Below are 24,035 nucleotides of genomic sequence, written 5' to 3'. Positions count from 1 at the left end.
GCCCCGACCCGGGGCCGGTGGAGTCGGCAGTTCTCTCGATGGGTGATGCCGGGGAGTCGAGAGTCACGACGGGAGCGCGTCAAAGGGGCCCGGCTGGTCGAGAGCCATCCCGTCTTTGCCGGTACGTCATCGGGGGAGCTGTTCGGTGGATCGTCCCGAGGCACAGGGTACGGCATGCGCCGCCGCCCCGCTCTGGTACTTTGAAACAAGGCTTGTTCACAGGAGGCCCAACAAGAGACGAAACCCCTAGCCATAGCCTTGTTCATTGAGGTTGTGAACAAGCCTCAATGGTTCGTCTCCTTGGAGTGAGGATTGTCGTGGTGAGGGTCAGCAGTGAGTACATGCAGGCGCGGCGCGACCGGATCGCCCGGGCCGCCATCGACCAATTCTCCTTCCGCGGAATTCACCTGACCTCCATGTCCAACATCATCGAGGCCTCGGGGCTCTCCGCCGGCACGATCTACAACCACTTCAAGGGCAAGAACGAGATCATCGCGTACGTCGCCCGGACGACCTTCAGCGAGCTGTTCGCCGAGGTCGAGGCGGCGGCCTCGACGGAGCCGCCGCCCCGGCCGAGCGAGCTCATCGGTCTCATCGCGGCGCGCATCGCATCAGCCGACATCCCCACCGGGCTCCTCGTCCAGGTGTGGGGCGAGGCGGTGTCGAACCGGGAGGTGAGGGATGCAGCGAACGACGTGTACGAGCAGGCGCGTGACGCCCTGGGTGAGTACTGCGCGGCCTGGCTGGCCGCGCAGGGCGCGGACCGGCGCGCCGCCGAGCGGAGGGCGCCCGCACGGGCCCACGTGATGGTCAGCCTCATCTACGCGCAGATCCTCCAGATGTCGCTCATCGACGACCACGACCCCGCCGCCCTCGCCGCGGAACTCGGGGAGCTGCTCGACCGGGCATGACGACCGGCGACCGGCGCCCAGCCGTCCGTGCGGGCTCACAGCCAGTCGCGCCGCTTGAAGACGATGTAGAGCACCACGGCCGAGACGACCATGAGGCCGAGGGCCATCGGATAGCCGTAGCGCCAGTGCAGCTCGGGCATCGCCTCGAAGTTCATCCCGTAGATCGACCCGATGAGCGTCGGGAACAGGAGAATGGCGCCCCACGAGGAGACGGTCTTCATGTTGTCGTTGCGCCGCTGGTCCGTGAGCGTGGCGTTGACCGTGAGGATCTGCGTGAGCAGCTCGCGGACCTGGTCGATCTGGAGCCCCACCCGCCGGGTGTGGTCGGCGACGTCGCCGAGGTGGGCGCGCAGCTCGTGGGCCACCTCGTGCCTGTCGAAACCGGCGCGCAGGGCCTCGACGATGTCGGACATCGGGGCGACGGCCTGCTGCAGGTCCATCGTCTCGCGGCCCAGCCGGTAGATGCGCTCGGGCGCCGCGGTGTCGCCGCTGAACACCTGGCGCTCGATCTGGCCCAGATCTGTCTGGACGCCGCGCACGACGGGGAAGGCCGTGTCGACGACGCTGTCGAGGATGCCGTAGAGCAGCGCCTCGGTGCCGAGCGACAGGAACTGGGGACGGTAGTCCAGGGTGGGGCCGGCCCAGACCATGCCGTGCGGGGTGGGGCGGACGAGCATGACGATCATGTTCTCGCGCTTGAGCACGTGCACCTCGGCGACGTCGACGTCCTCGATGTCGTCCAGGTAGAAGGTCGGCTCGACGACCATGAACAGGGTGTCCTCGTAGCGCTCCAGCTTGGGGCGCTGATGGCCCTTGAGGAGGTCCTCGACGAGCAGCGGGTGCAGTCCGAGCGCCGCGCCGAGCTCGCGGATCTGACGCTGGCCGGGGTCCGTGTACGCGACGAGCGCCATGTGCTCGGGGTGCTGATCGAGATAGGGCAGGACGCCGTTCAGTCCGCTGACGCCCTCGGGGTGCACCTGCTCGCCCGCGTCGTACAGCCGCACCGAGACCGCTCCGTCGGTCGTGGGGAGCCCGACCGGTTCCGGCTGTCCCCGGCGGCGCTGGCCGTCCCTGGCGCGCTGGTCATTCATCACGGGCTGCTCCCTCATCGGGAGCCGGCGTCGGCGCACCGGCTCGGACGGTCTGCGGATCCGCACCACACTACTGCCGGTCCGCCCCCCGGGCCCCGTCGCGCCGGGCTGGGCGCCGGCCGGCCCGTTCACTCCTCGACGTCGCCCTCGATGACGACCTCGGTCGGGTCCTGCGCCGCCGGGGGGCCGGTGCGCCAGCGGCGCAGCCGCAGCGCCAGCGCGATGAGTCCGGCGCCGAACAGAACCATGACGACGCCGATGAGGACGCCCATGGCGGCGGCGCCGAAGTGCGGGTGCACGAGGAAGACGAGACCGATGACGGCGCCGACGAGGCCGCCGATCTGGAGCCAGCGGGTGCTGCCCAGCCAGCCGCGCAGGACGGTGCCGAGCCAGGCCGCCGTGAGGCCGGCCACGAGGATCGCGCCGCCCACGGCGACGATGATGAGCTCGCCGGTCAGGCCCGGGTGCCAGGCCATGAATGCGGCGACCAGCCCCAGGAGGACCCCGGACAGGATCATCGTGCCCGAGCCGGCGAGGCCGCGCGAGCGGTGGCCGGTGACGATCGAGCCGATGGCCTGGACGAGCAGGGCGAGAGCGATGAGACGCACGAGCGCATCGATCGAGTGGCCGGGCCAGATCATGCAGGCGAGACCGGCCGCCGCAGCGGTGACGCCGGTGCCCAGGCAGATGCGCCAGCCACGCTCGGCGGGCCGGGGGTACGGAGGACGGCCCTCGCTCCGTCCCGGGACGCGCATTCCGGTGGTGCTCATGGGAACTCCTGAGTGAGAAGCGATGACTCAATATTGAGCCCATCTGACTCAACTATCAAGTGTCGAGGTGTCGAGCCGGGCTCCGGGCCGCCGTCCGGCGGGCGGACCGGTGCATCGCGGCAGCGCGGAACCAGGGGCGTGACGGAGACGGCCCGGCGCCGGAGCGTTCGAGGCTGGATCACGGGCTCGCGGGCGCCGTCGCTCGTGCCCGTGCGCCGGACCCGAGTAGCCTGAAGCGGACCGCCGTGACCGGCCGCGCTGAGGGGAGCGACATGAGCAGGAGCAACTTCGTCCATCTGCACGTGCACACCGAGTACTCGATGCTCGACGGCGCCGCGAGCAATGCGAAGCTGTTCGCCGAGGTCGCCCGTCAGGGCATGCCCGCCGTGGCCATGACTGACCACGGCAACATGTTCGGCGCCTACGAGTTCTTCCAGACCGCCAAGAAGTACGACGGGACCCAGAACCCGGCCGTCAAGCCCATCATCGGCATCGAGGCCTATGTGGCCCCGAGCACCCGCTTCTCGCGCAAGCAGGAGTTCTGGGGCGCCGGACGGGACTCGGGCGACCCGGTGGTCGAGGGTGGCAAGGACGTCTCGGGCGGCGGGCGCTACACGCACATGACCCTGTGGGCGCGCGATCCCACCGGCCTGCACAATCTGTTCAAGCTCAGCTCCCTGGCCAGCTACGAGGGCTACTACATGAAGCCCCGCATGGACCGCGAGCTCATCGCCGAGCACGCCGAGGGCGTCATCGGCGCCACCGGCTGCCCCTCCGGCGAGGTGCAGACGAGGCTGCGGCTGGGCCAGTTCGAGCAGGCCTGCGAGGCCGCGGCCGCCTACCGGGAGATCTTCGGCAAGGGGAACTACTACTGCGAGCTCATGGACCACGGCGTCCCCATCGAGCACGAGGTGCGCGACGACCTGCTGCGCCTGGCCAAGCGGCTCGGCCTGCCACTGCTGGCCACCAACGACTCCCACTACGTCACCGAGGACCAGGCCGACGCGCACGACAACCTGCTGTGCGTCGGAGTGGGCCGCAACAAGGACGACCCCAACCGCTTCCGCTTCAACGGCTCGGGCTACTTCATCAAGACGAACGAGCAGATGCGGGCGCTGTTCCCGGCCGAGGCCGCCGACAACACCCTGGGCCTCACCGAGATGATCGAGTCCTACGACGAGGTCTTCGCCCACGTCGACCGCATGCCCCAGTTCGACGTGCCCGACGGCGAGACGCAGGAGAGCTGGCTGCGCAAGAAGATCCGGGCCGGTCTCAAGAAGCACTACGGCGACCACCCCCGCCAGGAGGTCCTCGACCGCGTGCGGACCGAGCTCGCCACCATCGAGCCGCTCGGCTTCAGCTCGTACTTCCTCGTCGTCTCCGACATCTGCGACGCCGCCCGCAGGATGGGCGTGCCCGTGGGCCCGGGCCGGGGCTCGGCGGCCGGCTCGATGATCGCCTACCTCACCGACATCATCGCCATCGACCCCCTCGAGCACGACCTGCTGTTCGAGCGCTTCCTCAACCCCGAGCGCGTCAACCCGCCCGACATCGACCTCGACTTCGACGACCGCCAGCGCGACAAGGTCATCGAGTACGTCACCGAGAAGTACGGCGCCGAGTACACCAGCCAGGTGAACACCTTCAGCACGATCAAGGCCAAGGCCGCCGTCAAGGACGCCAACCGAATCCTCGGCTACCCCTTCAGCCTCGGCGACAGGATCACCAAGGCCATGCCGCCGGACATCATGGGCAAGGGCGTCCCGCTCAACGAACTGTTCGACCCCGACCACCCGCGCTACGCCGAGGGCGCCGAGTTCCGCGAGCTCTACGAGGCCGACCCCGACGTCCACCGCGTCGTCGACACCGGCAAGGGCCTCGAGGGCCTCATCCGCGGTACCGGCGTGCACGCCTGCGCCTTCATCCTGTCCAGCGAGAAGCTGCTCGACCTCGTTCCCATGCACAAGCGGGACAAGGACGGCATGATCATCGCCGGCTTCGCCTACCCTCAGCTCGAGGAGATGGGCCTCATGAAGATGGACTTCCTGGGGCTGCGCAACCTCGGCATCATGGACCACTGCCTGAAGATCATCAGGCAGAACCGGGGCGAGGACGTCGACCTGACGACCCTGCCCCTCGACGACAAGGCGACCTACGAGCTGCTGGCCCGTGGCGACACCCTCGGGGTCTTCCAGCTCGACGGTACGGCCATGAGGGCCCTGCTGCGCCAGATGGGCCCCACAGTCTTCGACGACATCATCGCCGTCCTGGCCCTCTACCGGCCCGGGCCGATGGGCGCCAACGCCCACATCGAGTACGCCGACCGCAAGAACGGCCGCCGGCCGATCATCCCGATCCACCCCGAGCTCAAGGAGGACCTCGACGAGATCCTCGCTCCCACCTACCACCTCATCGTCTACCAGGAGCAGATCATGGCGATCGCCCGCAAGCTCGCGGGCTACACCCTCGGGAGCGCCGACCTGCTGCGCAGGGCGATGGGCAAGAAGAAGAAGTACATCCTCGACCAGAACTTCACGCCCTTCCAGGAGGGCATGCGCGCCAACGGCTACTCGGACGAGTCGATCAAGGCGCTGTGGGACGTCATGGTGCCGTTCGCCGGCTACGCCTTCAACAAGTCGCACGCCACAGGCTACGCGCTCGTGAGCTACTGGACGGCCTACCTCAAGGCGAACTATCCGGCCGAGTACGGCGCCGCGCTGCTGACCAGCGTCGGCGACGACAAGGACAAGATGGCCCTCTACCTGGCCGACATGCGCGCTCAGCACATCAGGGTGCTGCCGCCGGACGTCAACGCCTCGCAGAACGAGTTCACGGCCGTCGGCGAGGACGTCCGCTTCGGGCTGGGCGCCATTCGCAACGTCGGCGAGTCCGTCGTCGCCGGCATCGTCGGGGCCCGCACCGAGCACGGCCCCGCCGAGGACTTCTACGAGTTCCTCGACCAGGTGCCGCTGAGCGTCTGCAACAAGCGCTGCATCGAGTCGCTCATCAAGGCGGGTGCCTTCGACTCGATGTGCCGCTCCCGGCGCGCCCTCATGGAGGTCTTCGAGGGCGCCGTCGACGGCGTCATCGACCTCAAGCGCAACCAGGCCAACGGCCAGGACGACCTCTTCGGCGACCTGCTGGGCGGCGACGAGGACGCCGACACCGCGCTGTCGCGCACGGTCCCCGAGGTCCCCGACTGGGACAAGCGTACGAAACTGGCCTTCGAGCGCGAGATGCTCGGCTTGTACGTCTCGGACCATCCGCTGCACGGCCTCGAGCACGTGCTCGGCGCCGAGAGCTCCGTCGGCATCGGCGCCCTCGTCGAGTCCGGCGCCGACCTTGACGGACACGTCGAGACGATCTGCGGCATGATCACCCAGGTCCAGCGCCGACAGTCGAAGTCGGGCGCCTTCTGGGCGACCGTCACCATCGAGGACCTCGACGCCAGCGTCCAGGTGCTCATCTTCCCGAAGGTCTACCAGACCTGCCTCACCCAGCTCGTGCCGGACACCGTCGTGCGCATCCGCGGCCGCATCACGAACAAGGACGAGTCCATCGAGATGCAGGCCAACGAGCTCACCGTGCCCGAGGTGCGCATGAGCGCCGACGGCCCGGTGACGATCCAGATGCCCGTCGTGCGATGCATCCCGCCGGTGATCCAGGATCTGCGCCAGGTGCTCACCGCCCACCCGGGCGGCACCGAGGTGCGCGTCAAACTGCTCGGCCCCGACAAGAGCATGCTCATGCGGCTCTCCGACTCGCTGCGGGTGAGCAACGAGCAGCCGCTCATCGCAGACCTCAAGGCGCTGCTCGGCCCGCGCTGCATCGCGGTCTGACCGGCCGGGGCCGATACCCTGGGGACCGTCCACCGAGCAGTGAGGAGGGGGCGCGTCGTGACCGAGCAGCAGCCCGCGCAGGGCGGCGTCATGCCCGCCGTCGTCGCGTCCATCGAGACGACCGGGCCGCAGCAGGCCGTCGACGATCCGACGCCAGGGCTCCACCGCGTGAGCCTGTGGCGCCCGCACATCAGTCGCCGCGACTGGCTCCGCACCGCGCTCTACGCGGGGCTCATCGTCGTCGTCGGCCTGTTGGCCGGCCTCGTGTGGTACCTGGTGGCGCCGCTGCAGTCGGTCACCGTCACCTCCGACGGCACCGTCACGACGACGAACACGGCGGCTGTGCAGAACTTCGGCCCCGACGCCGCCTTCATCATGATCGGACTCGTCGCCGGCCTCGTCCTGGGCATCTGCGCCTGGCAGTGGTTCAAGGGGGCGGGCTGGCCGGTCGTCCTCTTCGCCGTCCTCGGCGCCGGCCTGTGCGCGCTCGTCGCCGTGAGCTTCGCGTCCGTCATCGGTCCGCACGACTTCGACGAGCGCCTGGCCGGCGCGGCGGCGGGCGAGACCGTCATGCGCGACTTGGCCCTCACGACCCCGACGGCCTGGGTCGTCTGGCCCTTCGCCGCCGTCGTCCCGGTGCTCGTCTACAGCTCTCTCACCCACGACACCGACGACCCGCGCGTGCGCGAGCGCCTCGCCGCCGACGAGGAGCCGGCCGACGGGACGGAGCAGGAACAGCTGCCGCGCTGGTCCGAGGAGGGCCGCACCGGCAGCGGGCAGCGGCTGCTGCGCTTCTCGCGCTGGACGAGGATCGGCGGTGACCGGGGCGGCACGGGGGCCGGCAGCGGCTGATGCGCGCCGGCGCGGACGGGCCCGCGGCGCGCGCCCGCGGTGGAGGGCTCACAGCAGCGAGACGAGCCACACGGCGGCAGGTGCCAGGACGAGCGCGGGCAGTACGTCGACGACCGGCAGCTTCCTGATCCCGGTCATCGTGAGGCCCAAGGACAGGAGGATGATCCCTCCGGCCGAGTCGAGGGCGGCGAGCTCGGCGCCGGGCAGCATGCCGCCGACCAGGTGGCCGATGAGCGTGACCGTGCCCAGGTATACGAGCTGCACGGCGGCCGAGCCCATGACGGAGATTCCGTACGACGAGGCGAGGGCGATCGAGGTGAAGCCGTCGAGGACGGCGTTGATGCACAGCTGGCTCGGCCCGTTGCCCAGGCCGTCCTGGAGCGCGCCGAGCAGGCCCAGCGGGCCGACGCAGAAGATGAGGACCGCGGTGACGAAGCCCTCCAGCTCGTCCCCGGCACCCGAGGAGGCATCCTTCCGGCGCATCCGCGCGATCGCGCGCCGGCCCCACCGGCCGAGCGACTCCAGCCGCTCCTCGAGACGCAGCGCCCGTCCGATGAGCGTGCCGATGACGAGGGAGAGCATGACGACGACCATGCCGAAGTCGCCGACGACCTCGGCGAGGGCGGCGTCGGAGAAGGCCGTGCCGGACTCGGCGCCGATGACGATGACGACGAGGCTCAGCACGGTGGTGATGGCCCGGCGGGAGTCCTGCGGGAGGTGCTGGCCGACGAGCAGACCGATCGTCGAGCCGACGATGATCGACGAGACGTTGATGACCGTGCCGGCGCCGATGAAGATCTGGGGGACCACCGCCCCATTCCACCATCCCGGTGCGGAGGGTCTCACCCGCGGCGCGCGGGGCCACCGTACCGGGGCTCCGCGGCTAGGCTTGACGGCATGCTGCGGATCATTGATGTGCGCGGGCGGCGGTTGGACGACTACACTGCCGTGCTGCCGCGCGGTTCGTTCGACGTGGAGCGCGCGCTGACCGCCGTCGAACCCCTCTGCCGGGCGGTCCGGGACGAGGGACGGGAGGCCCTGCTGCGCTTCGCCGAGCAGTTCGACCACGTCGTCCCCGAGCACCTGAGGGTTCCCGACGAGGCCCTCCGCGCCGCGCTCGACGGCCTCGACCCCCGGCTGCGCGCCGCCATCGGGGAGTCGATCCGCAGGCGCCGTCTCGTCGCCGAGACCATCGAGACCGAGGAGGCCTACCGCAGCGTCGAGGTCGCCCCGGGCGCCGTCGTCGGCAACCGCATGGTCCCCGTCGGCCGCGTCGGGCTGTACGTGCCCGGCGGTCTGGCCCCGCTCGCCTCCACCGTCCTCATGAACGTCGTGCCCGCCCAGGTCGCCGGCGTCGGGAAGGTGGCGGTCGCCACCCCGCCGCAGGCCGAGTACGGCGGTCTGCCGCACCCGACCATCCTCGCCGTGTGCGCCCTTCTCGGCGTCGACGAGGTCTACGCCGTGGGCGGTGCCCAGGCCATCGCCATGTTCGCCTACGGCGTCCCCGAGCTGTGCCGCCGCGTCGACATGGTCACCGGGCCCGGCAACATCTACGTCGTGGCCGCCAAGCGGCACCTGCGGGGCCTCATCGGCATCGACGCGGAGGCCGGCCCCACGGAGATCCTCGTCCTCGCCGACGGCACCGCCGATCCGCGGTGCGTCGCAGCCGACCTCATCAGCCAGGCCGAGCACGACCCGATGGCCGGCGCCGTGCTCGTCACCGACTCGCCGGACCTGCTCGGGGGGGTCGAGACGGAGCTCGCGGCCCAGGTCGAGCGGCTCGACACCGCCGAGCGGCTGCGCGTCTCGCTGACCGGCGAGCAGTCCGGCGTCGTCCTCGTCGACGACATGGAGCAGGGCCTGGCCGTCACCGACGACTACGCGCCGGAGCACCTCGAGGTCCAGACCGCCGACGCGGCCGGGCTCGCCGCGCGCGTGCGCAACGCCGGCGCCGTCTTCGTCGGCGGCTCCGTGCCGGTGCCGCTGGGCGACTACTCGGCGGGATCCACGCACGTCCTGCCGACCGGGGGCGCGGCCCGTTACTCGTCCGGGCTGACCGCGCGCAGCTTCATGAGATCGGTGCACGTCGTCGACTACACGTCGCAGGCCCTGGCCGATCTCGGCGAGACCGTCCAGCGCTTCGCGCACGCCGAGAACCTTCCAGGCCACGCCAACGCCATCGCGGTGCGCACCGGGGAGCAGGTGCCCTCATGAGCAGGACCGCGCGGACCCCAGGCCCGGGGATCAGCCTCGCCGAGCTGCCGCTGCGGCCCGAGCTCGTCGGTGCGGAGCCCTACGGCGCCCCCCAGCTCGACGTGCCGGTGCGCCTCAACACCAACGAGAACCCCTACCCGCCCAGCGCGCGGGCGAGGGCCCACATGGCCCGGGAGGTCGAGCGGGCAGCCGGCTCGATCAACCGCTACCCCGACCGCGAGGCCCTGGCGCTGCGGGCCGACCTGGCCGCCTACCTCGGTTTCGGGCTCGACAGCTCGAACATCTGGGTCGCCAACGGATCCAACGAGGTCATGACGCACATCCTCCAGGCCTTCGGCGGGCCCGGCCGCACGGTGCTGAGCTTCACTCCCACCTACTCGATGTACCCCGAGTACGCGCGCAACACGCACACCCGCTACGTCACCGCCCCGCGCCGCGAGGACCACACCCTCGACGCCGAGCTCGTCACGGCGGCCGTCGCCGAGCACCGGCCCGACGTCCTGCTCATCACCACGCCCAACAACCCGACGGGCACGCTCACCCCGGTCAAGGTGATCGAGGAGGTCTGCGAGCGGGTCGACTGCCTCGTCGTCGTCGACGAGGCCTACCAGGAGTTCACCGAGGTGCCCGAGGACTCCTCCCTCGCCCTGCTGGCCCGCTTCGGACGGCTCATCGTCACGCGCACGATGTCCAAGGCCTTCGCCCTGGCCGGCGGGCGCGTCGGCTACCTCGCCGCCGCGCCCGCGGTCGTCGACGCCTGCCGCATCGTGCGCTTGCCCTACCACATGAGCGCGCAGACCCAGGCCATTGCGCGCGTCGCCCTGGCGCACAGGGGCGAGATGCTCGCCCAGGTGCAGGCCCTGCGCGAGGAGTGCCAGGGCATGCAGGAGTGGATGCGCCGGGCCGGCCTCGAGGTCGTGCCCAGCCAGTCGAACTTCATCCTGTTCGGCCGGTTCGCCGACCGCCATGGCGTGTGGCAGGAGATCCTCGACGCCGGCGTCCTCGTCCGGGAGGTCGGCCCAGAGGGCTTCCTGCGCCTCAACGCCGGCACCCCCGACGAGATGAGGGCCTTCCGCGAGGCCATCGGGCCGATCCTCGCCCGCCCGGGCGTCCTGGTCCGCTGAGCACCGCCCACAGCATCCGGAAAGGACGACCATGAGCCGCACCGCGAGCGTCCACCGCGTCACGAGCGAGTCCGACGTCCAGGTCAGCCTCGACCTGGACGGCACCGGCGTCTCGCGCATCAGCACCGGGGTGGGCTTCTACGACCACATGCTCACCGCCCTGAGCAGGCACTCGCTCATCGACCTCGACGTCACGACGTCCGGCGACACATGGGTCGACGGCCACCACGGCGTCGAGGACACCGCCATCGCCATCGGGCGGGGACTGCGCGAGGCGCTCGGCGACAAGGCCGGCATCCGCCGCTTCGGCGACGCCCTCGTCCCCCTCGACGAGGCGCTCGCCCAGGCCGTCGTCGACGTCGCGGGCCGTCCTTACGCGGTGTGCAGCGGCGAACCCGAGTCGCAGGTCACCGCCCGCATCGGCGGGGACGGGGTCCTGTACCCGGGGTCGATGACCTATCACGTCATGGAGGCGCTGGCCCTCAACGCCGGCGTCTGCCTGCACCTGCGCCTTCTGGCCGGCCGCGAGCCGCACCACATCGTCGAGGCCCAGTTCAAGGCCCTCGCCCGGGCCCTGCGCGCCGCCGTCGAGCCCGATCCCCGCGTCGAGGGCGTCCCGAGCACCAAGGGCCTGCTGTGAGCGGGGACCGGCCGCTGGTCGGCGTCCTCGACCACGGCTCTGGCAACCTCCACTCGGCCTGCCGGGCCCTCGACGCCGCCGGCGCCCGGGTGAGACTGTCATCGCGCCCCGACGGGTTCGCCGACTGCCGGGGCCTCGTCGTGCCCGGCGTCGGGGCCTTCGAGGCCTGCATGGACGAACTCGAGGCCGGCGGGGGAGCGGACCTCGTCCGCGCGTGGGCGGCCGTGTCGCGGCCGCTGCTGGGCATCTGCGTCGGGCACCAGGTGCTGTTCGACTCGGGCGACGAGCACGGCCGGACGAGGGCCGGCCTCGGCGTCTTCGACGGCGTCGTCACCGCGCTCACGAGTCGCCGCCTGCCGCACATGGGCTGGAACCTCGTCGAGGCCGCCCCCGGCAGCCGCCTGTTCGCGGGCCTGGCGTCCGAGCGCTTCTACTTCGTCCACTCCTACGCCGCCCACACCGCACCGGACGGCGCGCTCACGAGCTGGGTCGAGCACGACGGCGACCGCTGCGTGGCCGCCGTCGAACGCGGGCCCGTCTGCTCCACCCAGTTCCACCCCGAGAAGTCGGGCCGGGCCGGGGCCCGCCTGCTGCGCAACTGGCTGGACATCGTCGAAGGGCCGTGAGCGGGCCGCGATGCCATGGGCGCGGCCCGGCCGGTGGGCTAGGGTTTCATCCGTGAGCACTGAACACAGCGAGGCCCTGCAGCTCCTTCCCGCCGTCGACGTCAAGGACGGACAGGCGGTCCAGCTGGTCCAGGGGGTGGCCGGCTCCGGAAAGGTCTTCGGCGACCCGCACCAGGCCGCCAAGCGCTGGGTGGAGGCCGGCACGAGCTGGCTGCACCTGGTGGACCTCGATGCGGCCTTCGGCCGCGGCTCGAACGCCGAGCTGCTCGCCGACGTCATCGGTGAGCTCGACGTCGACGTCGAGCTGTCGGGCGGCATCCGTGATGACGCGAGTCTCGAGCGCGCCCTGGCCACCGGCTGCCGCCGCGTCAACATCGGCACCGCTGCGCTCGAGGACCCGGGCTGGTGCGCCGAGGTCATCAGGGTCCACGGCGACCGCATCGCCATCGGGCTCGACGTGCGCGGCACCAGACTCGCAGCGCGGGGCTGGGTGTCCGAGGGCGGCGAGCTGCTCGACACCCTCGACACGATGAATGCCGCCGGTTGCGCGCGCTACGCCGTCACCGACGTCTCCTCCGACGGCATGCTGTCGGGGCCCAACCTAGAGCTGCTGGCCACCGTCTGCGCCCACACCGACGCCCCGGTCGTCGCCTCCGGCGGCATCTCCTCGCTCGACGACGTGCGGGCCCTGCGCGCCATGGTCGGCCAGGGCGTCGAGGGAGCCATCATCGGCACCGCCCTGTACATCGGAAAGTTCACCCTTCCCGATGCCTTGGCGGTGGCCCGATGACCCCGGAGTGGACGGAGACCTTCGTCGACGACCTGCTCGACTGGAGCTTCCTGAGCTTCGACGACCTGCCCGAGCTCGCCGAGCTGCGCGCGGCCATGGAGTACTACGACGACCCGGTGCAGACCATGGGCTACGAGGACCTCGTCGCCGACTGGGAGCGCCCGGGCGCCCACGCCAGTCACCACGCGGTCGTCGGGCGCGAGAAGAGCGGCCGGATCGTCGCCTACGGGTGGAACCACCCCGACCTGTCCGATCCGGCGGCGCCGAAGGTCTGGTTCGACGTCGGCGTCCATCCCGCATGGCGTCACCAGGGGATCCGCCACAACCTCTCGTTGTGGCTCATCGCCCGCGCCGAGCAGTGGTACCTCTACGTCCACGACGAGGGGACCGGGCCGCTGTGGATCGGCTCGCTCGTCGACGAGAAGCGCATCGGCCTCACCGGCTCGATGGTCGGCGCCGGCCTCGTGCCCGAGCGCTGGCAGTTCGACATGCACCGCGACCTGACCGGCACCGAGCTGCCGGAGCTCGTCGTCCCGCCCGAGGTGACGATCGTGCCCTTCGACGAGCGCTACTCCGAGCAGGCCCGCGCCGCCCACAACGAGGCCTTCTCCGCGCGTCCCGGCGCCGGGGAGACGAGCCGCGAGGACTGGGAGCGCTCCCTGAACTCCGAGGGCGCCCGCGCCCGCCTGTCCTGGTTGGCCATCGTGAACAAGCCCGAGCCGAGCCACGCGGACGCCCCGCACGGGCGCGTCGTCGGCTACGTCATCAACCGTGCCTACGAGGACGAGGTCTCCGAGGGCTGGACGGAGCGCATCGGCGTGTGCCCCTGGTGCCACGGCAAGGGCATCGGCCGCGCTCTCATGATCGCCTCGATGCACGGCTTCGTCGCCGCCGGGCTCGACAGCGCCGGCATCGGCGTCGACACGGTCGTGCCGCAGGCCGCCGAGGACTACTTCAACTCGATGGGCTTCGTGGCCACCGAGCGCCTCATCGTCTACGGGCGCACGAGCAGCTACGAGGAGCTCCTGGTCAGGCGCGGCCGGTAGGGCCGTCCCGGTCCGCGCCGCCGGGCCGGGCCGTGGACGGCAGTGGGTAGAATCGGCAGGGTTTGCGACGCCGCCGGCGGTGCGCGCCGCCGATGGGCACGAGCAGTGCACGAGCAGCCGAACGAGTCAGGACAAGAGGGGATCTGCGTATGAGCGGTCACTCCAAGTGGGCCACCACGAAGCACAAGAAGGCGGCGATCGACGCCAAGCGGGGCAAGCTCTTCGCCAAGCTGATCAAGAACGTCGAGGTCTCGGCCCGCGTGGGCGGCGGCGATCCCGCCGGCAACCCGACCCTGTACGACGCGATCCAGAAGGCCAAGAAGAACTCGGTCCCCAACGACAACATCGACCGGGCCGTCAGGCGCGGCTCCGGCGAGGGCGCCGACGCGGTCAGCTACGAGGAGATCATGTACGAGGCCTACGGGCCCGCCGGCGTGGCCATCCTCATCGAGTGCCTCACCGACAACCGCAACCGCGCCGTCGCCGACGTCCGCACGGCCGTCACCCGCAACGGCGCCACCATGGCCGACGGCGGCTCGGTGCAGCGCCTGTTCGATCGCAAGGGCATCGTCACCGTCCCCAGGACCTTCGAGGTCGAGGAGGGGCGCAGGAGCGTCGAGCGCACCGTCGACGAGGACCAGCTCCTCGAGGCGACCATCGACGCGGCCGTCGAGGACCTCCGGGACCAGGGCGACGTCTTCGAGCTCGTCTGCGACCCGAACGACCTGGTCGAGGTGCGCAAGGCCGTCCAGGCCGCCGGCCTCGACTACGACTCGGCCGAGGTCAGCTTCGTCGCCAGTTTCAACCAGACGGTCGACGACGTCGACGAGGCGACGAAGCTCGAGAGGATCATCGACGCCGTGGAGGACCTCGACGACGTGCAGAACGTCTACAGCAACGCCGAGTACTCACCGCAGGTTGAGGAGGCCCTCGCGGAGCAGGAGTGAGCCGCTGGAGTGTTCCGGGCCGGTGCGGCGCCCCGCACGGGTAGACTCGCACATCGAACTGATGTTCGGATCATCCCGGCGGGGCGCCGTCCGCCCCGGCGGGGGTCCGGGGCCCAGCGGCCCGGATGCGGAGGAGCGCCAGTGCGTGTCATGGGAGTCGACCCGGGCCTGACCCGGTGCGGGGTCGCCGTCGTCGAGGGACGCCCCGGCGTGCGGCCGACGCTCGTCGCCGTCGGCGTCGTGCGCACCAGCCCGGGGCTGCCCCACGAGTTCCGCCTGCTGCGCCTCGAGGAGGGCCTCACCGCCTGGTACGACCGCTACCGGCCCGGGACGATCTCGATCGAGCGGGTCTTCGCCCAGCACAATCTGCACTCGGTCGCCGGGGTCGCGCAGGCGGTCGGCATCGCCATGCTCATCGGCGCCCGGCACGACACGCCCGTCGAACTGCACAGCCCCAGTGAGGCGAAGGCCGCCATCACGGGCTCGGGTCAGGCCGACAAGAAGCAGGTGGGCGCCATGGTCGCCCGCATCCTCGGCCTCGACGGGCCGCCGCGGCCCGTCGACGCGGCGGACGCCGTGGCGCTGGCCGTCACCCAGCTGTGGCGCGGGGGAGTCGAGAACAGGTATGCGCAGGCCGTCGCGGCCAGGAGGAGGGCCTCATGATCGCCCAGGTGCACGGGACTGTCGCCGCCATCGGCGCCACCTGGGTCGTCGTCGACGTCAACGGGCTCGGGCTGCGCATCGGCACGACCCCGAGGACCACCGCGATGCTGCGCGTCGGCGGCGAGGCCCTGCTCCACACCGCCATGATCGTCCGCGAGGACGACATGAGCCTGTACGGCTTCGCCGAGCGCGACGAGCGCGAGTGCTTCGCCCTGTGCCTGTCGGCCTCCGGGGTCGGCCCGAAGCTGGCGCTGGCCATCGTGAGCGTGCTGAGCCCGGGCCAGCTCGTCGCAGCGGTGCACTCGGAGGACCTGGGCCAGCTCACGCAGGTGCCGGGCATCGGCCGCAAGGGCGCCCAGAAGATCATCCTCGAGCTGCGCGACCGGGTCGCGGCGCTCGGCGTCGAGGACCCGCCCACCGTCCCGACGGCCGGCGCCCAGCCCTGGCGCGAGCAGGTCTGCGAGGGGCTGGAGTCCCTCGGCTGGTCGAGCAGGGACGCCGAGGCCGCCGCCGACGCGGTCGCCGGGCTCGCCGAGTCCGAGCCGATGCCCTCGGTCTCGACGCTCATGAAGGCCGCCCTCGCATCGCTGGCCCGCGCATGAGCGCGGCACCGTTCGGCTCCGGTGCGGGCGCGGGTCCGTCGGGCCCGTGCGCCGTTCCTGCCTCTAGGCTGGCCTGATCATGGAGTACTCACCGGTCAGTCCGCAGGCCGAGCCGGCCGAGCGCGCCGCCGAGGCGGCGCTGCGCCCGTCCAGCCTGGTCGAGTTCGAGGGCCAGCCGCGGGTGCGCGAGCAGCTCGGCCTCGTCCTGGCCGCCGCCCGGCACCGCGGCGCGGTGCCCGACCACGTCCTCCTCTCGGGGCCCCCGGGGCTGGGCAAGACGACGCTCGCCATGATCATCGCCGCGGAGATGGGCGTGCCGCTGCACATCACCTCAGGCCCGGCGATCCAGCACGCCGGCGACCTGGCGGCCATCCTGTCCGGGCTCGTCGCCGGCGAGGTGCTCTTCCTCGACGAGATCCACCGCATGTCCCGGCCGGCCGAGGAGATGCTCTACCTCGCAATGGAGGACTTCCGCGTCGACGTCGTCGTCGGCAAGGGCCCGGGCGCCACGGCCATCCCGATCGACATCCCGCCTTTCACGCTCGTCGGCGCGACGACCCGCGCCGGGTTGCTGCCGGGACCGCTGCGCGACCGCTTCGGCTTCACCGCCCAGCTCGACTACTACGAGGTCGAGGACCTCGCCGAGATCGCGAAGCGCTCGGCCGTCAAACTCGGCTTCGACCTCGACGACGAGTCGGCGCGGGTCGTCGCCTCGCGCTCGCGCGGCACGCCGCGCATCGTCAACCGGCTGCTGCGCCGGGTGCGCGACTACGCCCAGGTCAACAACGGGGGACGGGTGACGGAGGAGCTGTCCGTGGCGGCGCTGGAGCTCTACGAGGTCGACGAGCTCGGCCTGGACCGTCTCGACCGGGGCGTGCTCGAGGCGATCTGCCTCAAGTTCGGCGGCGGCCCGGTCGGCCTGTCGACGCTGGCGATCAGCGTCGGCGAGGAGACCGAGACCGTCGAGGAGGTCGCGGAGCCCTTCCTCGTGCGCCAGGGCTTCCTCATGCGCACCCCGCGCGGACGGGTCGCGACGGCCGCCGGCTGGGCCCACCTGGGCCTGAACCCGCCGCAGGGCGCCGGGGAGGGCCTGTTCCCCTGAACCCCGCACGCCCGCACGGGCCCGTCCGGGCCCTGGGAAAGCGTTCGCAGGCCGTGCCCTGATGGGATCGACCGGACTGAACCGGTAAACTCGCCACGGCGTGCCATCGGGGCACGGCTCGACGACGTAAGGAATGCAATGGGTAGTGGCACTCTCCTCATCCTGATCGTGGTGATGTTCGCCCTCATGTACTTCATGGTGATGCGTCCCCAGAAGAAGCAGATGGACAAGCAGCGCGAGATGCTCAACCGCATGGACGAGGGCACGCGCGTCATGCTCACGAGCGGCGTGTTCGGCACCGTCCGGGCCACCGGCGAGACCCAGGCCGTCATCGAGCTGGCCCCCGGCGTCGACATCACCGTCCTCAAGCAGGCCATCAGCAAGATCGTGCGGCCCGAGGACGAGGAGTTCGAGTTCACCGACGGCGGGCCCGTCGACGACGCGACCGAGTCCACCGAGCCCGACGAGGCGACCGGGGCGCAGCCCGACGAGTCCGCGGAGCCGGACGGGGCCGGTTCCGAGGAGCAGGCCGCCCCGGCCGAGGGCGGATGATGCCGAGCACGAAGACGGCGCCGCGGACGAGGCCGCGACCGCCCGGGCCGCGACCGAGGACGCCGAGAACGATCAGAACTGACACCTGAACCGACACCGTTGGAGAGCCCGATCAATGGCCGCTCGAACCACCACTTCCTACTCACCCTGGAAACGACTGGGGGCCTTCGGGCTCATCCTCGTCCTCCTGTACGCCATGATGGCGCTCACCAGGACGTGGACGCCCCGGCTCGGCCTGGACCTGCGCGGCGGCACGACCATCACGCTGACGGCCGAGAACAACGCCGACGGCTCGGCGCCGACGAAGGACAACCTGGAGACCGCCCGCACGATCATCCAGAACCGCGTCGATTCGCTCGGCGTCGGTGAGAGCTCGGTCACCCTCCAGGGCGATCGCCAGATCGAGGTCTCCGTCCCGAACGTGAGCGGCGACGAGCTCGTCGACCTCGTCGGCACGACGGCCAAACTGGCCTTCCGCAACGTCTACTACATGGACTACAGCGCCTCCGCCGCCCAGCAGCAGCCCCAGTCCCAGTCCGGGGACGCCTCGGGCACCACGGGCGGCGACCAGAGCGCTCCGGCCGACCAGTCGGGCCAGCCGGCCGGCGAGGCCACCGACGGGCAGACCCCGGCCGGGCGCGTCCTGCCCGAGCTGCCCGTCTCGCCGTCCCCCACGCCGACGCCGCGCTCGAGCGCCGCGGGCCAGGGCCCCGCCGACTTCGCCGGCCGGCTCGCCTGGACGCCGAGCTCGCAGGACTACAGCGACTTCATGGCCTGGGACTGCGGCACGGCGACGCCCGACGTCGAGGACCAGCCCCTCTTCGCCTGCAGCGAGGACGGCCAGTACAAGTACCTCCTCGGCCCCGTGCTCATCTCCGGCGAGAACGTCACCGACGCCACCGCCGGCATCCCCCAGAACGAGGTCTCCTGGGTCGTCAACCTCGACTTCGACTCGACGGGGGCGGACCAGTTCGGCCAGGCCACCAGCCGTCTGGCCACCCAGCAGAGCCCGCTCAACGAGTTCGCCATCGTCCTCGACGGCAAGGTCATCTCGGCCCCGCAGGCCTCCGAGGCCATCACCTCGGGCTCCGCGCAGATCAGCGGCGGTGGCATCAACCAGGACACCGCCACGACGCTGGCCAACCAGCTCAAGTACGGCGCCCTGCCGATCTCCTTCGACGTCTCCAGCGTCGACACGGTCTCGCCGACCCTCGGCGGCGACCAGCTGACCGCCGGCCTCATCGCCGGCGCCATCGGCCTGGCGCTCGTGCTCCTCTACAGCTTCGTCTATTACCGCGGCCTCGGCATCGTCGTGACCGGCTCGCTCGTCGCGGCGGCCGTCATCACGTGGGCCACGCTGGTCCTGCTCGGCACGACCGTCGGCTTCGCCATGAACCTTCCCGGCATCGCCGGCGCGATCGTGGCCATCGGCGTCACCGCCGACTCGTTCATCGTCTACTTCGAGCGCATCAGGGACGAGATCCGCGACGGCCACTCGCTGGCGCACTCGATCCAGAGCGGCTGGACGAAGGCCCGCGGCACCGTCGTCATGGCCGACGCCGTCCAGCTGCTGAGCGCCGTCGTGCTGTTCTTCCTCGCGATGGGCACGGTCAAGGGCTTCGCCTTCACCCTCGGCGTGACGACGGCCATCGACCTGTTCATCGTCTTCTTCTTCACCCATCCGCTCGTCACGCTGCTCGGCCGCACCCGCTTCTTCGGCCAGGGCAGCCGATTCAGCGGCTTCGAGCCCGAGCACCTGGGCGTCACCCGGGCCTCGCTCATCGGTCGCCGCCGCACGCACTCCGGTCGGCGCACCGGCGGGCGACGGCCCTCCGGCGGGTCGAAGCCGTCCACCGATCCGAAGGAGGCGTGATGAGCACCGCCGCAGCGACGAAGGATGCGCCGAGGACCTCCGAGAAGGCCTCCGGAAACGGCTTCTTCCACAAGCTCTACACCAGTCGGTTCTCCATCGACTTCGTGGGCCGCCGCAGGCTCTGGTACACCATCGCCATCGCGATGATCGTCGTCTCGTTCCTGGCCATCGCGGTCCGCGGTCTGAACCTCGGCATCGAGTTCAAGGGCGGCTCGGTCTTCACCGTGCCGGTCTCCCAGGTCGACGACGGCACCGTCGGGCGGATCCGCTCGGCCGCCGAGGGCTCGGGCGTGTCCGATGTCTCCGACGCGCAGGTGACCACGGTCGGCGGCGGCTCGGTCCGCGTCCAGACCCGCAGCCTGTCGACCGACGAGGTCGTCCAGATGCGCCAGGCGCTCGCCGAGCAGGTCGGCGTCTCCTCCGAGAGCATCAACTACCAGCTCATCGGGCCCTCGTGGGGCTCCCAGATCACGGTGAAGGCCATCCAGGCGCTCGTCGTCTTCCTCGTCCTCGTCGGCGTGATGATCTGGATCTTCTTCCGGAACTGGCGGATGTCGGTGTCGGCGCTCATCGCGCTGGCCCACGACCTCGTCATCACCGTCGGCCTCTACGCCCTCATCGGCTTCACCTTCACGCCGGCCACGCTCATCGGCCTGCTCACGATCCTCGGCTACTCGCTCTACGACACGGTGGTCGTCTTCGACAAGGTGCGCGAGAACACGACGGACATCACCAAGCAGGGGCGCACCTTCTCGCAGGCGGCGAACAGCGCCATCAACGACGTGCTCGTCCGGTCGATCAACACGACCCTGCTCGGCGTCCTGCCGGTCCTGGCCCTGCTCGTCGCCGGCGTCGTCTTCATGGGCGGTGACGGTCCCCTCGCCGATCTCGGCCTGGCGCTGCTGCTCGGCATGGTGACCGGCGCCTACTCGTCGATCTTCATCGCCACGCCGCTGTTCAGCCAGCTGCGCGAGCACCAGCCCGACATGGTCAAGCACCGCGCCGCCCTCGCCAATCGCGCCAAGCGGAGCAGGACCCGCGTCACCATCGCCACGACCGAGGTGGACGGGACCGTCAGCGCGGCCACCGTGAGCGAGGACTCCGCGCCCTTCACGACCGACGAGGAGCGGCCCCGTACCGATGATGGGGAGCGGACCCGCGCCGACGAGAGGAAGTCCCGCGCAGACGAGAGGAAGGCCCGGGGGACCGGCGGCGGGCGGAGCGGATCGTCCGGGAAGCAGGGCCGGACCCGCCGGTCCGGCGGCTCGGGGCTCGATCGGCGGAACTCGGCGGGCCGCGCCCAGCCGACCCGCACCACCCGCTCCCAGCGGAAGAAATGACCGATGGCAGCGAACCAGACCAGGGTCGACCGTATTGAGGCGCTCGTCCGCACGGTCCCAGACTTCCCCAGGCCGGGCATCGTCTTCCGCGACATCACCCCGCTCATGGCCGATCCGGTGGGCCTCGGCGAGACGATCGACGAGCTCGTCGACCGGATCCCCCGCCCGGTCGACGTCGTGGCCGGCGTCGACTCGCGCGGCTTCCTGTTCGGCGCCCCGATCGCCGTCCGGCTGGGCATCGGCTTCGTGCCGATCCGCAAGCCTGGCAAGCTGCCCGCGCCCGTCTACGAGGAGAGCTTCGACCTCGAGTACGGCTCCAGCTCGCTGAGCATCCACCAGGACGCCCTCGAGCCGGGCCAGCGGGTGCTGCTCATCGACGACCTGCTCGCCACCGGCGGCACCCTCGGCGCGGCCGCCCGGCTCGTGCTGCGCGAGGGGGCGGTCCTGGCCCACACCGAGACCGTCCTCGAACTCAAGGACCTGGGGGGACGGGAGCACCTCGCCGCCCAGGGCGTTGATTCGTTCTCTTCGCTGCTGGCCTTCTGAACCCGCTGTCCGGACCCGGGGCGCCCCGGCGGCGGCGTACGCGGGGCCGTCCCGTCGTCGCACTAAGATTGGCGCACCGAGACAGCGAAGGGGCTTCACCATGACGAGCGGGAGCGAGGGAGTCTACGGGCCCTACGGCCGGGGCGAGAACGGAGCACCCTCGTCCCCGGTCTCCGTCGGCGCGCTGGAACGGGTGAACTCGGGCCCCGAGCAGCCGAGGCGCCGCATGCGCCAGCGCATCGCCCGGCTCGGCGCGAGCTCCAAGAACCCGCAGCTGGCGGTGCTCGACCCGCTCTTCTCGGTCGTACGGGTCAACCACCCGAAGGCCGACCTGGGCATGATCGAGCGCGCCTACCGCACCGCCGAGCACTACCACCGAGGCCAGACGCGCAAGAGCGGCGATCCCTACATCACCCATCCGCTCGCCGTCGCGACGATCCTCGCCGAGCTGGGCATGACCGAACCGACGCTGTGCGCGGCCCTGCTCCACGACACCGTCGAGGACACCAGCTACACGCTCGAGCAGCTCACGGCCGACTTCGGCGAGACGATCGCCGCACTCGTCGACGGGGTCACCAAGCTCGACAAGGTGCAGTACGGCGCCTCCGCGAAGGCCGAGACCGTCCGGAAGATGGTCATCGCGATGAGCCGCGACATCCGCGTCCTCGTCATCAAGCTGGCCGACCGCCTGCACAACATGCGCACCCTCGGCTTCCTGCGCCCCGACAAGCAGAACCGCATCGCCCGCGAGACCCTCGAGATCTATGCGCCCCTGGCCCACCGGCTCGGCATGAACGCCATCAAGTGGGAGCTCGAGGACCTGTGCTTCTCGACCCTCCAGCCCAAGGTCTACGACGAGATCGTGCGCCTGGTGGCCCAGGCCGCCCCCAAGCGCGAACAGCAGCTGCGCGAGGTCATCGACCTCGTCAAGGACTACCTGGGGGAGGCCGGGCTGGGCGGGGCCGTCGTCTACGGCCGCCCGAAGCACTACTACTCGATCTACCAGAAGATGGTCGTGCGGGGCCGCGACTTCAACGACATCTACGACCTGGTCGGTCTGCGCATCCTCGTCGACACGGTCCGCGACTGCTACGCGGTGCTCGGCGTCATCCACACGCACTGGAACCCGCTGCCCGGCCGCTTCAAGGACTACATCGCCATGCCGAAGTTCAACATGTACCAGTCGTTGCACACGACGGTCATGGGCCCCGACATGCACCCGGTCGAGTTCCAGATCCGCACCCACGACATGCACCGCCGCGCCGAGTACGGCGTTGCGGCCCACTGGAAGTACAAGGAGCACCCCAACAAGGCCAGCGGCAATGTCGACCCCGAGGGCACCGACCTGGCCTGGGTGCACCAGCTCAACCAGTGGACGCGGGAGGAGAAGGACCCCGAGGAGTTCCTCGACACCCTCCGCTTCGAGTTGGCCACCTCCGAGGTCTACGTCTTCACCCCGAAGGGCGACGTACTGGCCCTGCCGCAGGGCTCCACGCCGGTCGACCTGGCCTACTCGATCCACACCGAGGTCGGTCACCACTGCATCGGCGCCCGCGTCAACGGCAAGCTGGTCCCGCTCGAGTCCAAGCTGTCGAACGGGGACCTCGTCGAGATCCTCACCTCGAAGGCCGAGAACGCCGGCCCCAGCCGCGACTGGCTGAACTTCGTCGTGAGCCCGCGGGCCAAGAGCAAGATCCGCTCCTACTTCACCCGCGAGCGCCGCGAGGAGGCCATCGACCGGGGCAAGGACGCGCTCGCCAAGCAGCTGCGCCGCGCCGGCGTGCCGGTGCAGCGCCTGCTCACCATCGAGCACCTCACCGAGGTGGCCGACAGCTTCCGGCTGCCCGACGTCGACTCGCTCTACGCGGCGATCGGCGAGGGCAACGTGGGCGCCCCCGGCGCCGTCGCGCGCCTCATCGCCGCCGAGGGCGGGATGGAGGAGGCCGTCGGGGAGGGCCTCGAGGAGGCGGCGATCCTTCCCAAGGTCGAGGGGGAACGGCGCCGGCATCGGGCCGGCAGGGGCACCACCGGCGTCGTCGTCAAGGGCGACGCCGACATGTGGGTCAAGCTCGCCAAGTGCTGCACCCCGATGCCCGGCGACGAGATCCTCGGCTTCGTCACGCGCGAGCAGGGCGTCTCGGTGCACCGCCGCGACTGCACCAACGCCGCGAACCTGCTGACGCACCCCGAGCGCATCGTCGAGGTCAGCTGGGCGCCGGACGTCTCCAGCGGCTACCTGGTCAGCATCCAGGTCGAGGCGCTCGACCGCCCCGGCACGCTAGCCGACATCACCCGCACCCTGGCCGATCAGCAGGTCAACATCACCTCGGCGGCGGTCAACGTCACCAAGGACCACCTGGCGAAGATCAGGCTCACCTTCGAGTCGAGCGACCCCGTGCACCTGCACCACGTCATGGCGACGATCCGGAAGGTCTCGGGCGTCTACGACGCGTACCGCCTGAAGCAGTGACGCGCGCAGGCCGGGCCGTCCCGGGGCCCCTGCGCGC

General features: G+C 70.8%; 21 protein-coding genes. 18 read left to right on the top strand and 3 right to left on the bottom strand.

Annotated features, from left to right (window positions below; translation table 11 throughout):
• Nucleotides 1-320 precede the first annotated feature (320 nt).
• Nucleotides 321-911: a TetR/AcrR family transcriptional regulator gene (locus tag K336_RS16695; protein ID WP_051383742.1), complete on the top strand. Its 591-nt coding sequence runs from the start codon at nucleotides 321-323 to the stop codon at nucleotides 909-911.
• Nucleotides 912-946: 35 nt separating this feature from the next.
• Here K336_RS16695 and K336_RS13565 read toward each other — a convergent pair whose 3' ends face one another.
• Entirely contained in the window at nucleotides 947-2,002 is a 1,056-nt protein-coding gene (locus K336_RS13565) for a magnesium and cobalt transport protein CorA (protein WP_081660470.1), read from the bottom strand.
• A gap of 128 nt (nucleotides 2,003-2,130) precedes the next feature.
• A complete protein-coding gene (locus K336_RS0101420) occupies nucleotides 2,131-2,772 on the bottom strand; it encodes an HdeD family acid-resistance protein (protein WP_028706095.1) in 642 nt (213 codons plus the stop codon).
• A 272-nt stretch (nucleotides 2,773-3,044) separates the two neighbouring features.
• Between K336_RS0101420 and dnaE the strand changes: the two genes are divergently transcribed.
• Together dnaE and K336_RS16690 are read left to right on the top strand one after the other, a co-directional pair.
• Nucleotides 3,045-6,611 carry a DNA polymerase III subunit alpha gene (dnaE, locus tag K336_RS0101415; RefSeq protein ID WP_028706094.1) on the top strand — a complete coding sequence of 1,189 codons (3,567 nt, stop codon included), beginning with the start codon at nucleotides 3,045-3,047 and terminating at the stop codon, nucleotides 6,609-6,611.
• Nucleotides 6,612-6,668: 57 nt separating this feature from the next.
• The gene (locus K336_RS16690; protein WP_051245290.1) at nucleotides 6,669-7,463 is read left to right on the top strand and encodes a hypothetical protein; all 795 of its coding nucleotides are present in this window, start codon (nucleotides 6,669-6,671) and stop codon (nucleotides 7,461-7,463) included.
• Between the two features lie 48 nt (nucleotides 7,464-7,511).
• Here the strand turns inward: K336_RS16690 and K336_RS0101405 are convergent, their stop codons facing one another.
• Nucleotides 7,512-8,273: a DUF554 domain-containing protein gene (locus K336_RS0101405; RefSeq protein WP_051245289.1), complete on the bottom strand. Its 762-nt coding sequence runs from the start codon at nucleotides 8,271-8,273 to the stop codon at nucleotides 7,512-7,514.
• 87 nt (nucleotides 8,274-8,360) lie between these two features.
• On the opposite strand from K336_RS0101405, the gene hisD reads away from it, so the two are divergent.
• From hisD to K336_RS0101330, 15 genes are all read left to right on the top strand, one after another.
• Nucleotides 8,361-9,677: a histidinol dehydrogenase gene (gene hisD / locus K336_RS0101400; RefSeq protein WP_028706092.1), complete on the top strand. Its 1,317-nt coding sequence runs from the start codon at nucleotides 8,361-8,363 to the stop codon at nucleotides 9,675-9,677.
• Entirely contained in the window at nucleotides 9,674-10,801 is a 1,128-nt protein-coding gene (locus K336_RS0101395; protein ID WP_021796841.1) for a histidinol-phosphate transaminase, read from the top strand. The genes hisD and K336_RS0101395 overlap by 4 nt, the downstream gene beginning before the upstream one ends.
• 31 nt (nucleotides 10,802-10,832) lie before the next feature.
• Nucleotides 10,833-11,441, top strand: coding sequence for an imidazoleglycerol-phosphate dehydratase HisB (gene hisB, locus K336_RS0101390; RefSeq protein WP_021796848.1), 609 nt, complete (start codon nucleotides 10,833-10,835; stop codon nucleotides 11,439-11,441).
• Nucleotides 11,438-12,067, top strand: coding sequence for an imidazole glycerol phosphate synthase subunit HisH (gene hisH / locus K336_RS0101385; protein ID WP_028706091.1), 630 nt, complete (start codon nucleotides 11,438-11,440; stop codon nucleotides 12,065-12,067). The genes hisB and hisH overlap by 4 nt, the downstream gene beginning before the upstream one ends.
• A gap of 10 nt (nucleotides 12,068-12,077) precedes the next feature.
• A complete protein-coding gene (gene priA / locus K336_RS0101380; RefSeq protein WP_081660469.1) occupies nucleotides 12,078-12,857 on the top strand; it encodes a bifunctional 1-(5-phosphoribosyl)-5-((5-phosphoribosylamino)methylideneamino)imidazole-4-carboxamide isomerase/phosphoribosylanthranilate isomerase PriA in 780 nt (259 codons plus the stop codon).
• Nucleotides 12,854-13,903: a GNAT family N-acetyltransferase gene (locus K336_RS0101375; protein WP_021796851.1), complete on the top strand. Its 1,050-nt coding sequence runs from the start codon at nucleotides 12,854-12,856 to the stop codon at nucleotides 13,901-13,903. Before priA ends, K336_RS0101375 begins: the two co-directional genes overlap by 4 nt.
• Before the next feature lie 149 nt (nucleotides 13,904-14,052).
• Entirely contained in the window at nucleotides 14,053-14,850 is a 798-nt protein-coding gene (locus K336_RS0101370) for a YebC/PmpR family DNA-binding transcriptional regulator (protein WP_028706089.1), read from the top strand.
• A gap of 150 nt (nucleotides 14,851-15,000) precedes the next feature.
• Nucleotides 15,001-15,513 carry a crossover junction endodeoxyribonuclease RuvC gene (locus K336_RS0101365; protein WP_028706088.1) on the top strand — a complete coding sequence of 171 codons (513 nt, stop codon included), beginning with the start codon at nucleotides 15,001-15,003 and terminating at the stop codon, nucleotides 15,511-15,513.
• Nucleotides 15,510-16,115 (top strand): Holliday junction branch migration protein RuvA, encoded by a 606-nt coding sequence (gene ruvA / locus K336_RS0101360; RefSeq protein ID WP_028706087.1) that lies wholly within the window; start codon nucleotides 15,510-15,512, stop codon nucleotides 16,113-16,115. The genes K336_RS0101365 and ruvA overlap by 4 nt, the downstream gene beginning before the upstream one ends.
• Before the next feature lie 73 nt (nucleotides 16,116-16,188).
• Nucleotides 16,189-17,217, top strand: coding sequence for a Holliday junction branch migration DNA helicase RuvB (gene ruvB / locus K336_RS0101355; protein ID WP_028706086.1), 1,029 nt, complete (start codon nucleotides 16,189-16,191; stop codon nucleotides 17,215-17,217).
• A 138-nt stretch (nucleotides 17,218-17,355) separates the two neighbouring features.
• Complete coding sequence (gene yajC / locus K336_RS13555) at nucleotides 17,356-17,769, top strand: preprotein translocase subunit YajC (protein WP_051245288.1); 414 nt, start codon at nucleotides 17,356-17,358, stop codon at nucleotides 17,767-17,769.
• A gap of 115 nt (nucleotides 17,770-17,884) precedes the next feature.
• Nucleotides 17,885-19,642, top strand: a complete 1,758-nt coding sequence (gene secD, locus K336_RS13550) for a protein translocase subunit SecD (protein ID WP_051245287.1) — start codon at nucleotides 17,885-17,887, stop codon at nucleotides 19,640-19,642.
• Entirely contained in the window at nucleotides 19,642-20,982 is a 1,341-nt protein-coding gene (gene secF, locus K336_RS13545) for a protein translocase subunit SecF (RefSeq protein WP_021797907.1), read from the top strand. Before secD ends, secF begins: the two co-directional genes overlap by 1 nt.
• Nucleotides 20,983-20,985: 3 nt before the next feature.
• The gene (locus K336_RS0101335; protein ID WP_021797918.1) at nucleotides 20,986-21,528 is read left to right on the top strand and encodes an adenine phosphoribosyltransferase; all 543 of its coding nucleotides are present in this window, start codon (nucleotides 20,986-20,988) and stop codon (nucleotides 21,526-21,528) included.
• A 100-nt stretch (nucleotides 21,529-21,628) separates the two neighbouring features.
• Nucleotides 21,629-23,998 (top strand): RelA/SpoT family protein, encoded by a 2,370-nt coding sequence (locus tag K336_RS0101330; RefSeq protein ID WP_028706085.1) that lies wholly within the window; start codon nucleotides 21,629-21,631, stop codon nucleotides 23,996-23,998.
• The last annotated feature ends 37 nt before the right edge of the window (nucleotides 23,999-24,035 follow it).

The sequence above is a fragment of the Propionibacterium acidifaciens DSM 21887 genome (genome assembly GCF_000426605.1).
In the GTDB taxonomy this organism is placed as follows: domain Bacteria; phylum Actinomycetota; class Actinomycetes; order Propionibacteriales; family Propionibacteriaceae; genus Propionibacterium; species Propionibacterium acidifaciens.
Note: the sequence above shows the minus strand (reverse complement) of the source record. Positions and strands in the feature narration are given on the sequence as shown.

Excerpts from the sequence above, each read along its gene's own strand:
- K336_RS13565 (WP_081660470.1), bottom strand. The coding sequence starts at position 2,002 with ATGAATGACCAGCGCGCCAGGGACGGCCAGCGCCGCCGGGGACAGCCG.
- K336_RS0101420 (WP_028706095.1), bottom strand. The coding sequence starts at position 2,772 with ATGAGCACCACCGGAATGCGCGTCCCGGGACGGAGCGAGGGCCGTCCT.
- dnaE (WP_028706094.1), top strand. The coding sequence starts at position 3,045 with ATGAGCAGGAGCAACTTCGTCCATCTGCACGTGCACACCGAGTACTCG.
- hisD (WP_028706092.1), top strand. The coding sequence starts at position 8,361 with ATGCTGCGGATCATTGATGTGCGCGGGCGGCGGTTGGACGACTACACT.
- K336_RS0101395 (WP_021796841.1), top strand. The coding sequence starts at position 9,674 with ATGAGCAGGACCGCGCGGACCCCAGGCCCGGGGATCAGCCTCGCCGAG.
- hisB (WP_021796848.1), top strand. The coding sequence starts at position 10,833 with ATGAGCCGCACCGCGAGCGTCCACCGCGTCACGAGCGAGTCCGACGTC.
- priA (WP_081660469.1), top strand. The coding sequence starts at position 12,078 with ATGCCATGGGCGCGGCCCGGCCGGTGGGCTAGGGTTTCATCCGTGAGC.
- K336_RS0101375 (WP_021796851.1), top strand. The coding sequence starts at position 12,854 with ATGACCCCGGAGTGGACGGAGACCTTCGTCGACGACCTGCTCGACTGG.
- K336_RS0101370 (WP_028706089.1), top strand. The coding sequence starts at position 14,053 with ATGAGCGGTCACTCCAAGTGGGCCACCACGAAGCACAAGAAGGCGGCG.
- K336_RS0101365 (WP_028706088.1), top strand. The coding sequence starts at position 15,001 with ATGGGAGTCGACCCGGGCCTGACCCGGTGCGGGGTCGCCGTCGTCGAG.
- ruvA (WP_028706087.1), top strand. The coding sequence starts at position 15,510 with ATGATCGCCCAGGTGCACGGGACTGTCGCCGCCATCGGCGCCACCTGG.
- yajC (WP_051245288.1), top strand. The coding sequence starts at position 17,356 with ATGGGTAGTGGCACTCTCCTCATCCTGATCGTGGTGATGTTCGCCCTC.
- secD (WP_051245287.1), top strand. The coding sequence starts at position 17,885 with ATGGCCGCTCGAACCACCACTTCCTACTCACCCTGGAAACGACTGGGG.
- secF (WP_021797907.1), top strand. The coding sequence starts at position 19,642 with ATGAGCACCGCCGCAGCGACGAAGGATGCGCCGAGGACCTCCGAGAAG.
- K336_RS0101335 (WP_021797918.1), top strand. The coding sequence starts at position 20,986 with ATGGCAGCGAACCAGACCAGGGTCGACCGTATTGAGGCGCTCGTCCGC.
- K336_RS0101330 (WP_028706085.1), top strand. The coding sequence starts at position 21,629 with ATGACGAGCGGGAGCGAGGGAGTCTACGGGCCCTACGGCCGGGGCGAG.